This window comes from Portibacter marinus (genome assembly GCF_021533195.1).
Taxonomy (GTDB): Bacteria; Bacteroidota; Bacteroidia; order Chitinophagales; family Saprospiraceae; genus Portibacter; species Portibacter marinus.
In genome coordinates this window covers 783,293-795,914 of sequence record NZ_JAJNKB010000002.1, presented here as the reverse complement: position 1 = coordinate 795,914, position 12,622 = coordinate 783,293, and the positions used below count along the sequence as shown (strand labels likewise).

Below are 12,622 nucleotides of genomic sequence, written 5' to 3'. Positions count from 1 at the left end.
ACGCTTTATTTATTTGTACCTGTAAACAAAATGCAGTCCAAAATTAAGTAAATTGATGTTTGAAGTGTAATAAGCTCCCAATCTTGATGCAAGTTTTATGGAGGCAATATTAGACGGGGCAATATAACTTACCAATGATTCCAATTTTAGAGTTTCTAAAGCAAACTTTTTGACTGCAAGTCCAGCTTCAGTGGCAAAACCTTTGCCTTGGTGCTCAGGTAGTATCCAATAACCTAATTCTGGTTCCGGCCAAGGCTGTGAATTCCAAAGCCCAACAGTTCCTATAAGATTTTTTGTAGCCTTTTCGGTCACTGCCAAATAGGAATAGCCATTCAGTTTATAGTGACCAATGTACGTAGCCATTAGTCGATAAGCTTCTTCCATATTTTTAACACCGCCTACAAATCTGGCATTTTTTTCATCAGAAAAGAATTTAGAGAACGGTTCGAAGTCCGAAATATCCCATTGTCTAAATATTAGTCTTTCAGTTTCTAATCCTAGCATAGACCTACACCCATTTAAAAATTCCTTTCTCAACCATTTTTGTACCTAAGCGTTCGTAAAATTCAATGGCTTTGTGATTATTCTTTTCTACTTCCCAACGGATCAATCCGCTACTTTCATTCTCGCTGATGGATTTTGCTTTTTGCATTAACTCGAGTCCGATTTTTAATCCCCTGAACTTTTCTTTGACAAACAAGTCATCTAAGTTCATATAGTTTTTACCCTTCCAGATGGAATAGTTCCAGGTATAGGATAGGTAACCGGCGATTTCTTCTTTGAATTCAGCTAAGAGTACTTCAAATTTTGGATCTTTGCCGAAGGCAGCCTTTAAAAGTTCTTTTTTATCTGTTAGGACAAATTTTTCTTGATTGTGATGTATGGCAATAGCCATAATTAAGTCGAACAGTACTAGAACATCATCTCTTGTAGCTTTTCTAATTTTAAGTTCTTTCATTAAACGTCAGAGTATTTATATAAAACCAATTTTAGGTTGTTTGTACTAAAGATGAGCTTTTCCACGTCCAGGCATACCAAACAATGAATAATGTTGTTGAAATTTCAATAATGGCGAAAAATATGTAGTGATAGCTAGCACCCATGAGCAGTGTTCCGACCATAATAAGGGTTTTAATAGAACCCGCGATGATGTTGGCTACACGGTTTGCCTTGTATTTTAGCACTCTTGAAAACAATACCATTGCAATGGAAATTTCCATTATGATGCTTACAACTAACAGTGTCACTTCATTCATTCAATGCTACCAACTGTACCAGTTAAGAGTGCATTTAATAGTTCAGCCGACATCAACGATAACACATCACAATAGAGGTAATTGAGTGTAACGAATATCCAAAGTGTGGATAAAATCATTTTTCTGCGGTTGGTTGTTTCTTTTAAATTCATTTGATGTTGATTTTGTTTTTCGACGAAAGCTGAGATCTTTTGAAACACTCGGCGTTCATACTTTATATTTTCAAATTAATAGTTGTTTCGCCGTGGTTATTTAATCGTTATAATTTCTACTACACCTTCTGTTTTTTCCAAAGAAAGACCAATCTCTTTTAAGCTTGATTCTAAGTCACTTATGGTTTCAAAATACTGTATTGTAAAGTTAAATTTTGAATTATCAGTCCCCTTGTATTGAATATAGGGGTCTAACTTCTTCTGAAAATAACTTGCCAATTGCTCTAAGCTGAGCCTGGTGATTTCAATAGTTTCATCCTTTACTTGAGCTTGTCCACCGCCTTCCACGGTCTCAATGTACTTTTTTAGTTTTGCTTCATCAATTACCTGTAGAACATAGATATCCGCCTGCTTAGTTTTTTCTTGTATTTCAAAATCATAGCTTTTCATAATCGTATTCAAAATATTCTCTTTCGCCTGGCCATAGGATATATTTTCATTCTTAGCTTTTATATCCAATAACAAAGTGTCTAATTCCGGGCGATTATTAACAATATACTTGCGGTCGACATTAAAGAAATCAACAATTATTTCAGTTAGGGTTGCTGATATATATTCGATATTGACTGGCTCACTATCCAGTTTTTGGTTTCTAACAATATAGCGTTCAGGATTTTCTGCTTCCTGTATCAAGAATTTATGATTACTCGCTTTTTCTATTTTTTCAATGGTTTTCGCATCGTAATAAGGTCGATTTAATTCTGTAAGATCAAAATCCGATATGTTACCTGATTCCCAGTATTTTTTTAAGACGTACTCTAGGTTTTCAGAACTACCAGCCCATAGAAATTTTCCATTTTCAGAGAGTAGGCAACTTATAGGTATGCTTTTTATATCAAATTTCTTGTGCAGGCTTTTTTCAGGATCGCTCATAAACGTCAAATCAAAATCGCGTTTTTTCAGAAAACCTTCTACTGTTTCTACCTTTTCATCACTCACAGCAATGATTTGCAAAGTGTTTCCGTAGCTATCTTGAACTTTCTCTAAATGGGGAAAGGAAGCTATACAAGGGCCGCACCACGTTGCCCAGAAGTCAATGAGTATCAATTTATCGCCTTGTATTTGTTTGCCGTTCACGCTTAGTAAATCGTAGTCCGATAAATCAATGGTGGTACCAACCTTTATCTGGTCGCTAATTTGTTTGGCTTTGTTATTACAAGAAATCATTAAAATTCCTATTGCTATCACTGAGAAAATATTCTTCATTCTTATTGTATTTTTATTGTTTTCTGCTTGTGTCCAAAGAGATTGAAACCATTTAATATTTTCTATCGTTATCTCTTATCAAGTCTGATAGCCAGTACATACTTTTTACCGTTGCCATTGGAAACGCACTGCTATGGTCAGCGGATTGAATGGTCAAAAACTTCAATTATAGATTGTCATAGCTTTTCAACATTGTACGAATCCCTTTTGATTGTTCCATTAAATCGCTTCGTTCTAATTCGCCTGTTGAGATAAAAACATTGGCGTTTTTATATTTCAGTATATCGTTGGAGCTGGAATAGTGTTGATGAATGAATGAGTCGTCCAATAAGGTCTCGGGGCTGCCAAGAATGTAATTATTGAAGGTTTTAGGTTGTGTCAGCAAAATATATGTGCCAAAAGTTCCACCTAAAGAATACCCAAAATAGGACCGGTTTTCAGGTTGTGTTCTGTAGTTCTCTTCTACATATTTAAAGACATCATTTTGGATAAATTTCAGATGATTTTCCGCATCACCACTTTGATATTTGGGGTTTATGTTCTTTAGAAGTGTAAAATCACGATAGCGGCTAATACCTGGATTTTCACCTTTTTGCCATGAAATCCCGACCAAAATCAAGTTATCCAAGAGATACTCCGTTGAACCCGATAAGATTTCGATGTGCCATAGGGCATCTGTAAAATAAAGCACAGGGTATTTGGTTTTTGTACTATCTGAGTATTCTTCAGGAACTTTTATATAGAGTTCGTATTTTCTATTTGTATTTGAATCTGTTATTGGAATGACCTGTATGTTAGGTAATTCCAAGTTTGAGTTTTTTGCAGCTGAAATGCTATTGTGTGAGGTGCTGCTTTGGGTGAAAACGGTATTGAACGAAATCACTGCAAACATAAATAATAGTCTATGAGCTTTCTTATTGACTTTACGGATAATGTTTGTATTACTTGTCATTTTAAAAGCTGATACTAATTATTACGTTGATTTTGAACAGTGGTATAATCCCTTCCTAACACAAATGTTTTAAAGAAGTATTTCCAAGGCATAAAGACCAATGGAATTATAATCAAAACAAAAATCTGAGACCAACCTTCCGCTTCACTCCCCGTCAGTGTCCCAGCTCGCCATAAAGGATAGGCAACAAAAGCCAACCAAAACCCTTTGTACAACAGCATAAAAAGCATTATTGGTAGCCATCTGAGAGTGTGAAAAACCCCAAAACCAGAAAGTGTAGTATACGCAGCCATTGCACACCAAGCAATTGCGACTTCTGGATTCCAACTACCATGATGTTCGAACAACTTTGCCCATGCGTCTTTCGCTACGAAAAGAAACATTAGCAAAAAGAAAAGTTTAAGCACATACACTTTTATAGGCCAAATGCCTTTATATTTTGCAGAGGGCAAGAATAACTTTTTTATTTGATTCATGTACAATCTATTTTTGATTTCAAAATGCAACTTTTAGAAGAAATTTTCACTTCACATATGTGAAGAAATTATGACCTCTGCAATTCTTGTCGTATCCTACTCAAACTACCAGCATTTATACCTATGTACGAAGCCACATAAATCAATGGTACATTTTTCACAATGGAAGGTTGATGGTTGATTAGTTTAAGATATCGCTCTTTACCCGTGAGCGTCGCAAAATCATTTACACGCTGCTTGGCAGATTCTAGATAGAACTGAAGTACTTTTTCTGTATACTCTTGAGACGTTAAACCAATCTCTTTTGCATTTTCAACGTCTTTACGATGTATACGAAGAATTTCACAATCTGTAATACATTGCAAATTTTCATTCGCAATTGTTCCATTTATAAAGTGATAATATGAAGTAAAAAATCGCGGTCCGGCATTAATATCGGTTGTCACTTCTTGACCCTCATCATCACGGTAAAAATTTCGCATATGACCAGAAACAATGAAATTATGGTATTCGTGCAGAGTTCCTTCCGATTCCAGCATTGTTCCTTTTTTTATACTATAGCAATTGAAAATCTGTCTGCAATATTCTTTATCCTTTTCTGGGATGTCCACGAGTAGTTTCACGTAGTTAAAAAACACATCAAAAAACCGTAAAACTCGAATAGGGTCTTTTATTTTAGTAATATCTGTCATAGTTAGAGTTTTTAATCTTCCAATATGTTTTATGAGATTTGTTGAATTTTCAAAACAATTGTTTTTCTGTCCATTACATTTATTCTTTTTTCCTCGGACTTTCAATGAACCTAGCATCCACCCAATAAATATTGGCATCACTTTCCTCAAAACTTTGGCCTAAGTGTATAGTGTTGTAGAAGAAATACTTCCCATCCCCGATAACACGACCACCACTATCTTCAAAGGGAGTGTTGATATCTTTTCCCATATTAATGGCAGGTCCCCAAGATCCATCTTTCTGACGAAAACTGATGTACAAATCTGTTTCACCAAAACCGCCTTCACGCTCACTGTCCCAAATGAGATAGCTTTCATCGGCTGCGATAAAGGGATGGGCGGTCCATTTTCCCGTATTGATGTTTTGCCCGAATGCTTTTGGTGCTTCACGTTGGCCGTCAATTACCTTTGAATACCTAATGGTACCAATGATATCCCTTTCATCAAAAACGTATTTTCCTTCATTAGAAACGGTAAGCCGCATAATGGGTAAGTTTTCGTAGTCTGTCCCTAAGCTTTTTTCATCTGACCAGCCTGAGTCCGTTCTCGTTCTAAAAATGTTTGCCTCATATAGTGTTTTGCCATCTTTGGATATAAATCCGTCCATACGGCCCTCAATTATGGGCTCTTGCCATTGCCCAGTTTTATTTTGAATGACATAGGTTTTTGGGGGTTGACCTTTCACTTGCCTTAAAAAATAGAATTCGTTGCTGGTCGGGTCGTATGTCCCTGCGATTTCGAGGTTATCTGTAGATACGATGCCTGGCGCAAATAATTCAGGTGTCAGACCTTGTGGCTTTTGACCAAGGAAGGTTTCTTCTTTAATTTGCTTGTCAATAGCCTTGTTTTTCTCTTTTTGGGTATTACAGGCATTCAGAAAAGCTATGCATATAAAAATCAATATGATGGAAGATGAATTATTCATTACGCTTAGGTCTCAGTTTTTCAATAATCTGAGCATCTACCCAGAAAATATCTATATTTTCATATTCGTCTGAACCTACATTCCGATTGAAGAAAAGGTATTTTCCATCTGGTGTTACACTGGCTGCGATTTCCTCTGCTTCTGTATTTATTTTTTCACCTAAATTGATAGCCTCACCCCAAGATTCATCTTTTTGTTTGAAGCTGATATAAAGGTCTGAGTCACCATAGCCACCTTCCCTAACGGCATCCCAAATCAGATACGACTCATCTGGAGCAATAAACGGGTGGTTGAGAAAAGTTCCCGTATTGATTTCTTTGGGCAATGCTTCCGGTTCTTCATATTGTCCATCAACTAGTCGAGAATATCGAATAGGAAAATCTTCTCTGTTTTCATCATAAGTGTCAAAGTAATAGGTGCCGTTGGCAGAAGCTGACAGGCGCATTATTAGCAAATCACCGAAGGGCGCATCAAGCATTTTCACCTCTGACCATCCATCTTTAGTTCGTTTCTTATAACGCCTACCTAAATGCATCCTTTTACCATCTGGTGAAATGATGGGTTGACCCACTCTTTGGGAAATGACAGAATTGAGCCATATACTATCTTTCTTTTGAAAGACGACAAATTGTTGTGTTTCCTTATCCTCACTTTCCCGAATAAAATAAAATTCTTTGAGGTCGGGTGAGAACGTGCTCCCATATTCCCATCCGTCAGTGGTCACCACACCAGGGGCGAAAGGCTGAGGTGTTAAACCAGGTAGAATCTGACCGAGATAAGTGTTTTTTTTTACTGGTGAATCACTATCTTCTGGTTTCTCTTTTTTAGAGTTGCAAGAGTTTAAAAAGAGGACTGATATAAGTATTAAATTTAGATAAGTAAGTGCTCTCATTGTATACATCTTGATTTTCAAATATTATCAAATTAATAATGCGCGAAAATTTTAATTGATGAACGTTTCACTATTATCATTAAACGACCCTTAAATAGCTTTAAACAACATTTATTCGCTTTCCAAAGCTTAGGCTAGAAATCATTTTTATTGATTTATTGCAAATACTTCGTTTTCAACTATCAGACGGCCCTTATCAAAGTTTACATCTACCGTAATCCACGGTGGCGTTGCCCTTAAGCCTTTATATTGGTCATTACTCAAAGGCATTAGAGTAATTTCGGGCCAAGGACCACTAAAATTGCCCACATATTTGCCATCCTCATCCCATACGACATTCCAGTATCGGTTCCAGTTTTCAAACCTTGCGTGCACAAACGTGGTATAGACACCTTGCGCATATAATCGAGAATCTGGTGCGTTTTCAAACGTTCCAATAACGTTAATTGATTCCAAAGGTCTTCTCACTTGTTTAATACCTTTATGGAATGCTTGGGTTACTTCTTTTGAGTCTTTATCCCCCCGCACATAATTCCTAAAGGCATCTTTTTCGCCATTTTCAATCTTGTCCATAATCATTTTTGTGGCACTGGTTAAATCTGATAGTGTTCTCTTTTCAGTCTCGCTAGGGTTGTAAATTAGATTTAAGGCCTCTTGACCAGAGAATTTGGCAATAAATCTGGGTCCATCAGCCATCAATTCAATTTTGTCTTCCTCAGAAAAATAAGTTCCTTCTTTTTCTTTCACCTCATTCATGTTATTTGAAATAGCGGCCTTAATTTGTGGCGGAAAATTGAAGTCTTTATCAAAAGCAGCTTCTAAAATTTTCGTTTCTAGATTATAGGTTGGGAAATTGTAGTTATTCCCGTGGATGTAGAAAAAGAAATTTCTTTCTGGCAACCAGAAAAAATGTGAAGTAAAATACGTGTTACTGCCGCTATGGCTTATTACTTTGCCCCATTTTTTATCTTCATAGGTCACCAAGCCATAGCCGTACTTGGAATGGCCGTTATTTTCGGTCATATAACCTGTCGTCCACTTGTTAACAGCATCTTCATTCAGCACGCCTTTTCCTTGTACATTTTTGAACCATTTGTACATATCTTCGGTCGTGGTATGCAGCCCGCCATTGGCTCGCAGATGCCAGTTTGGGCCGTCATCTATCCAACCCCTTTTGTACACCTTGCCCCATTTTTCACCCTTGCTATACCCGACGGCCAAATCTTCCGATTCCCAATTCGGAAGGACGTAGCCGGTGTTCATCATACCCGATGGTTCAAGGAGGTTGTCACGTAAAAAGGTTTCGTAGTTTTTACCAGAAACTTTCTCGACAATTCTACCCAAGATGGAATATCCAGCATTTGAATAATTATAGGTAGTGCCAGATTCGAAACGTAAAGGCTCTGACATTAATTTCTCAAAGAATAGCTCAAAACCAGTAGGTTCGTCATCACGGCCTACACCCTGAATCAATCCTGATGAGTGTGTTAACAAATGATGAATGGTAATTTGTTCTTTATCCTTTGGCACATTGTCAAAATAGATTGGTAAGCTATCTTTCAAGTAAAGTTTGTTTTGGCTTTCTAATAATAAAATGGCCGCGCCTGTAAATTGCTTTGTGTTTGACCCGTTCGATTGTACCGTTTGGGGTGTGAATGCTATTCCACCTTCTCGGTCTGCAAACCCAAAACCTTTACTTAAAATTTGCTCATTATTGTGACCAACCACAATGGCCCCTGAAAATCCCAAAGATTCCATATACTTCAGATAGTTGTCAATATTTTGTGCAACCGTAGTCATTTTTGCCTCTTGCTCAGCAAGGACCAAAGAATCTATATTGTTCTTGCAAACTTGCAGTACGATAAGTAAGATCAAGGTGTATAGTATTTTTTTTATATTCATTTTAGAAGTATTCTATTATTTTAATCCAAATGGAGAAAGCCATAAACTTTCATTTGTACTATTGATTAATTTTTAACGAACTTCAATCGTTCAATGAAGGATTGATATTCGTATATCACGTCTTTAGGCATTAGCTGTTCAGCCGAATAGTGCATCACCTTGATTTCAGCAATTTCTGATTTAGTATTTGGCACCCGGCATAAATGCCCGTCTTGGGCTATAAAAGCTCTGTTTTTGTCTCGGGCAATTGCGTCCCTAAACGTTCCGCCAAACTTTAAACAAGGGGTTCTTTTAAATCCCAAAGCGTCCAAGTGAAGACTCTTCATTTCAAAAGGTTTCATTTTATCTTGAACGTAGTTTTCTGCATAAAGAAAAAATTTCTCATCATCATTAAAGTTTTGGCCTTCGAATGTTCGGACACTTATTGTTGTCCTTGAACTATTTGATGATTTTTCAAAATATATGCTGCTGTCATTTTTTGTGGTAACTGTATAGGTCGAATCTGGCACATAAGCCATTTCTATATTTTCAATCGTATATGAGTCATTATTTATTTCGTTTGCACCCTTAGTCTTGTTGTCCTTACAAGCGAAAAGTCCAAACAGAACTACAAATACGATTAGTGTATTTTTCAATAATTTCATTTTTTACATTTTATAAATTAATCAAGACTAAAAAGGTCATCCACTTTACATTCAAAAATTTTGGCCAGTTTTAAACCTAATTCTAATGAGGGGAAATATTTGTTGTTTTCGATGGCATTAATCGTTTGCCTAGAAGCTTCCAGTTTTTTGGCAATATCATCTTGTGTATAGCCAAATTTTACCCGATAGAGTTTTAGATTGTTCTTCACGATTATCCTTTATAGTGTTTATATAATCTGTATTTGAATATCAAATTGAAAAACAAGAGGATACCAATCAGGTTGAAAACCAGAACATAGATAAATGTGAGTTCATAAATCAAAAAATTGGCAAGCAATAATATCCCATAGTTTACATAGAGGGAAAGTGTCAAACTTTCCGTGCTTAGTTTGCCAATAAGTTCATCTTCATAGCGCTCTTTGGAAAATGAGTTGATTATACCGGCAATGATAATGACCGAAATTAAAATCTCATTGACCAATCCGTTTCCTATCCATTGAAATCCGTCAGAACCTATTACATTCTCTGTTCCCGCAGTGCTAATTGTTTTCCTAAATGAAAACAGGGGATAGACTTTAACTACAAGAAAGTCGTCAAACTTGCTAGTAATGAACGCATACAAAGCGATGGGTATAGTCAAATAAAAAATCCATCCGGAAATCGTTTTGTATTTGTGATTAAATAATAATTTCATAGCAGTATATTTGCGCCAAATGTATAAAATATTTTACATTTTGTATAAAATATTAGACATTTCGTTTTGTAAATTATATCAAATCTTCATTTATCAATCTTAGAATGTTGATTAAAAATATTAGATACGCTCTAAAATCCAATCTGAAATAATCTCAAGCGCTTTTGGTGAAAACGTTTCTTTGATGTTTTGATATTCATCCATTTTCCCTGTTTTTTGCATTTTGGAACACATGGTTGATTCCTTCCAGTTCAATTATCTTAAAGTCGTTATTGTTTCCTTTTGTCAATGCATCACACAGACCATCCTGATTGATTTTAGCTTCTACCTGGGTGTCCAAATTGCCATTTAAAGAAAGTACAGGGCAGGATACTTTTTCATATTCCGTTGCGGGATTGTAACCATAGAAATACCGTATCCATTTTGTGGTGCGCATATCTACCAAACCAGTTACAACTTCCTTGATTTTGGTTTCTGCCACACCCAAGTTTTTGAGTATGGGTGCGATGGTAGTATTGTAATCCTCGGTAAGCTCTGTTTTTATTTCAAAAACATCCTTGTCCTGTTGGGCAATTTTTATAGCGGTACGAATGGCTTTCTCATAAGCAGCTTCATCTGGCACGGGAAAAGGACGCATTTCTTTGGATTGCATCACGGAAAGTTCAGTGCCTGAAATACCCGTGCCTGCCAAAGAAACGAAGAAGTCCACCTCTTTGGTTCTGTTGGCTACCAATGGGGCAATAATCCCGCCCTCGCTATGGCCGATAATACCTATATTTCTTTTATCTACATCTTTTCTGGTCTTTAGATATTCTAATGCACTGATGGCATCAGTGGCGAAATCGTATGTTGTTGCTTCGGAATGTACGCCAGTTGATTCACCAAATCCTCTATCATCATAGCGTAATACGGCAATGCCCTTTCGGGTGAGATGGTCTGCCAAAACCAAAAACGGTTTATGCCCCGATAAGGTTTCATCTCTGTCCTGTGGTCCGCTACCACTAATTAATATGGCAACAGGATATTTCCCTTTGGCTTTAGGACGAGTGAAAGTTCCAGCAAGTGTAATCCCATCGTCTTTATTCTGAAAACTTACGGGTTCAGCCAAGTAGGGATAGGGTTTTTTAGGCTCTTGTGGTCTCGCCTTTCCAGATGATTTTTCAATGCTCTTCCTGCTTAGCGTTAGCGGAAAAGCATTGATACCTTCAACAACCTTTCCGTTGATTTCAGAAAGGGAAACATTCAACTTTCCAAAATATTTCATACCGACGTTGGAAAAGTCAACGATAAGGCTATCGTTTTTCAAAGTCGTCTTCATTGCCGTAATGTTGTTCACGCGTTGTGTGCGGATGTCAACTACCGTTTTGTAATTACCTTGATTTTCTTCTATGTTGAAAATGAACTGGATTTTCTTCTCGTTAGGAAGCGTAATGTGACCACCCCAATTTCCACTTATATCTTGTGCTATTGATAAAAGACCGGACAATAAGAATGTTAGAGTTATAATATATTTTTTCATTATTTTTTAGTTTTAATATTGAGCAAGGCATCTCTTGCTAGAATGGGTTTGAGTTTGAAATTTGAGTTTAAGCTGGTGTTAAAACCTTTCCTTCTCTTCCAGCTCTTCCAATATGGAATTGGCCGAAGCAACTACGTTCTTATACTTTCCGTAGCCCCATCTTGAAAAAAGAAATAGAAAAATAGCCATAATTGGCACATACCAAAGTAGAATGTTGCTGTCGTCCATAAACAAATCTTTGTCTTTGAAGACTTTGAGTACTACTGGCAAACTAACGGCAAGAAATATAAAATTGATACCGATACCTATTTGCTGAATCTGCAAAAACCGTTTCTTTCTTTTCGCGTAAACAACTAAAAGTTCACGGTACGAGTTCTTTAGCACGTCAATCGTTTTTAGCTTATAGATAGAATACAAAACAATAGCAGGTAAAATGACCAGATAGCCCACAGTAAAAATTCCAGAGGCCAATAAGTACCAAGTATCCATTTTTTGTAATTGCGGTATCAGCAAAAGCGCGTCAATAAAACATATAATTGCGCACAGGCCTTCATAATTTGAAAGTATTCCTATTTTGTTTCGATAACGTTGGTGTGTCATTTCAATAATTAGTTCGTTTGTAAGTGTCTTTTGTTTTTCAAGTTCTTGGCTCATCTGCGTCCAAGTGGCTTGCATTTCTTGTAGTTCCATAATCTTATTTTTTGATAATCCTTTTGTTCAGTTTTTCTTTTATTCTAGCCATTCGGGTACCCACATTGCTTGTTGATAGCCCTGTGATTTCACCGATTCCTTCATATTTCTTTCCTTCTAAATAGAGAAAATGATTGCTTTGTCCACCTCCTTCAATTCCTTGATTTTATCATAGAGGATTTTTAACCGTTCTTCAAGGACAGGGTCATATTTTTCTTCGACAAGAACAATAGTGTCCAATGGTACAATGTGCCCTCTTCGCTTTTTGTTTTTAAGAAAAAGGATGGCCGTATTCAGGGCAATGCGATATATCCAAGTACTCAGTTGGGCATCGCCACGGAACGAATCAAAACCTTTCCAGAGATTAAAGACAATTTCTTGGTACAGGTCTTTTTGGTCGGTCGGGTTATCCGTATAAAGCCTCGTTGCTTTATATAGGACGGCTTCGTTGTCTTTAATCGCCTTTATGAATTGGTTTTCGTCTGGCATATATTATTTTCCACCTTGTTAGAGCAATATGACT

General features: G+C 36.7%; 18 protein-coding genes. All 18 read right to left on the bottom strand.

Going from position 1 to position 12,622, the window contains the following annotated elements; all coding sequences use genetic code 11:
* Nucleotides 1-9: 9 nt before the first annotated feature.
* The 18 genes from L2567_RS07445 to L2567_RS07375 all read right to left on the bottom strand — a co-directional run bounded on the left by L2567_RS07445 (nucleotide 10) and on the right by L2567_RS07375 (nucleotide 12,588).
* Complete coding sequence (locus L2567_RS07445) at nucleotides 10-504, bottom strand: GNAT family N-acetyltransferase (RefSeq protein WP_235297123.1); 495 nt, start codon at nucleotides 502-504, stop codon at nucleotides 10-12.
* A 4-nt stretch (nucleotides 505-508) separates the two neighbouring features.
* Nucleotides 509-958 (bottom strand): GNAT family N-acetyltransferase, encoded by a 450-nt coding sequence (locus tag L2567_RS07440; protein ID WP_235297122.1) that lies wholly within the window; start codon nucleotides 956-958, stop codon nucleotides 509-511.
* 31 nt (nucleotides 959-989) lie between these two features.
* Nucleotides 990-1,202: a DUF6326 family protein gene (locus L2567_RS21275; protein WP_406626667.1), complete on the bottom strand. Its 213-nt coding sequence runs from the start codon at nucleotides 1,200-1,202 to the stop codon at nucleotides 990-992.
* A gap of 50 nt (nucleotides 1,203-1,252) precedes the next feature.
* Nucleotides 1,253-1,375, bottom strand: a complete 123-nt coding sequence (locus L2567_RS21270) for a DUF6326 family protein (RefSeq protein ID WP_406626666.1) — start codon at nucleotides 1,373-1,375, stop codon at nucleotides 1,253-1,255.
* Between the two features lie 129 nt (nucleotides 1,376-1,504).
* Nucleotides 1,505-2,674, bottom strand: coding sequence for a TlpA family protein disulfide reductase (locus L2567_RS07435; RefSeq protein WP_235297121.1), 1,170 nt, complete (start codon nucleotides 2,672-2,674; stop codon nucleotides 1,505-1,507).
* 166 nt (nucleotides 2,675-2,840) lie between these two features.
* Nucleotides 2,841-3,626: an alpha/beta hydrolase gene (locus L2567_RS07430; protein WP_235297120.1), complete on the bottom strand. Its 786-nt coding sequence runs from the start codon at nucleotides 3,624-3,626 to the stop codon at nucleotides 2,841-2,843.
* A gap of 14 nt (nucleotides 3,627-3,640) precedes the next feature.
* Entirely contained in the window at nucleotides 3,641-4,102 is a 462-nt protein-coding gene (locus L2567_RS07425; RefSeq protein WP_235297119.1) for a hypothetical protein, read from the bottom strand.
* Between the two features lie 68 nt (nucleotides 4,103-4,170).
* Nucleotides 4,171-4,794, bottom strand: coding sequence for a Crp/Fnr family transcriptional regulator (locus tag L2567_RS07420; RefSeq protein ID WP_235297118.1), 624 nt, complete (start codon nucleotides 4,792-4,794; stop codon nucleotides 4,171-4,173).
* A 79-nt stretch (nucleotides 4,795-4,873) separates the two neighbouring features.
* Nucleotides 4,874-5,758, bottom strand: coding sequence for a hypothetical protein (locus L2567_RS07415; RefSeq protein WP_235297117.1), 885 nt, complete (start codon nucleotides 5,756-5,758; stop codon nucleotides 4,874-4,876).
* Nucleotides 5,751-6,650, bottom strand: a complete 900-nt coding sequence (locus L2567_RS07410; RefSeq protein ID WP_235297116.1) for a TolB-like translocation protein — start codon at nucleotides 6,648-6,650, stop codon at nucleotides 5,751-5,753. The genes L2567_RS07415 and L2567_RS07410 overlap by 8 nt, the downstream gene beginning before the upstream one ends.
* A 147-nt stretch (nucleotides 6,651-6,797) precedes the next feature.
* The gene (locus tag L2567_RS07405) at nucleotides 6,798-8,552 is read right to left on the bottom strand and encodes a serine hydrolase domain-containing protein (protein ID WP_235297115.1); all 1,755 of its coding nucleotides are present in this window, start codon (nucleotides 8,550-8,552) and stop codon (nucleotides 6,798-6,800) included.
* Between the two features lie 65 nt (nucleotides 8,553-8,617).
* On the bottom strand, nucleotides 8,618-9,196 hold the full coding sequence (locus L2567_RS07400) for a hypothetical protein (RefSeq protein ID WP_235297114.1): 579 nt from the start codon (nucleotides 9,194-9,196) through the stop codon (nucleotides 8,618-8,620).
* 17 nt (nucleotides 9,197-9,213) lie between these two features.
* On the bottom strand, nucleotides 9,214-9,405 hold the full coding sequence (locus tag L2567_RS07395; protein WP_235297113.1) for a helix-turn-helix transcriptional regulator: 192 nt from the start codon (nucleotides 9,403-9,405) through the stop codon (nucleotides 9,214-9,216).
* Nucleotides 9,406-9,407: 2 nt separating this feature from the next.
* On the bottom strand, nucleotides 9,408-9,890 hold the full coding sequence (locus L2567_RS07390; RefSeq protein WP_235297112.1) for a hypothetical protein: 483 nt from the start codon (nucleotides 9,888-9,890) through the stop codon (nucleotides 9,408-9,410).
* 196 nt (nucleotides 9,891-10,086) lie between these two features.
* Nucleotides 10,087-11,409, bottom strand: coding sequence for an alpha/beta hydrolase (locus L2567_RS07385; RefSeq protein ID WP_235297111.1), 1,323 nt, complete (start codon nucleotides 11,407-11,409; stop codon nucleotides 10,087-10,089).
* Nucleotides 11,410-11,487: 78 nt separating this feature from the next.
* Complete coding sequence (locus L2567_RS07380) at nucleotides 11,488-12,099, bottom strand: hypothetical protein (RefSeq protein WP_235297110.1); 612 nt, start codon at nucleotides 12,097-12,099, stop codon at nucleotides 11,488-11,490.
* 4 nt (nucleotides 12,100-12,103) lie between these two features.
* On the bottom strand, nucleotides 12,104-12,187 hold the full coding sequence (locus L2567_RS21265) for a hypothetical protein (RefSeq protein ID WP_406626665.1): 84 nt from the start codon (nucleotides 12,185-12,187) through the stop codon (nucleotides 12,104-12,106).
* A gap of 29 nt (nucleotides 12,188-12,216) precedes the next feature.
* Nucleotides 12,217-12,588 (bottom strand): RNA polymerase sigma factor, encoded by a 372-nt coding sequence (locus L2567_RS07375; RefSeq protein WP_235297109.1) that lies wholly within the window; start codon nucleotides 12,586-12,588, stop codon nucleotides 12,217-12,219.
* Nucleotides 12,589-12,622 lie beyond the last annotated feature (34 nt).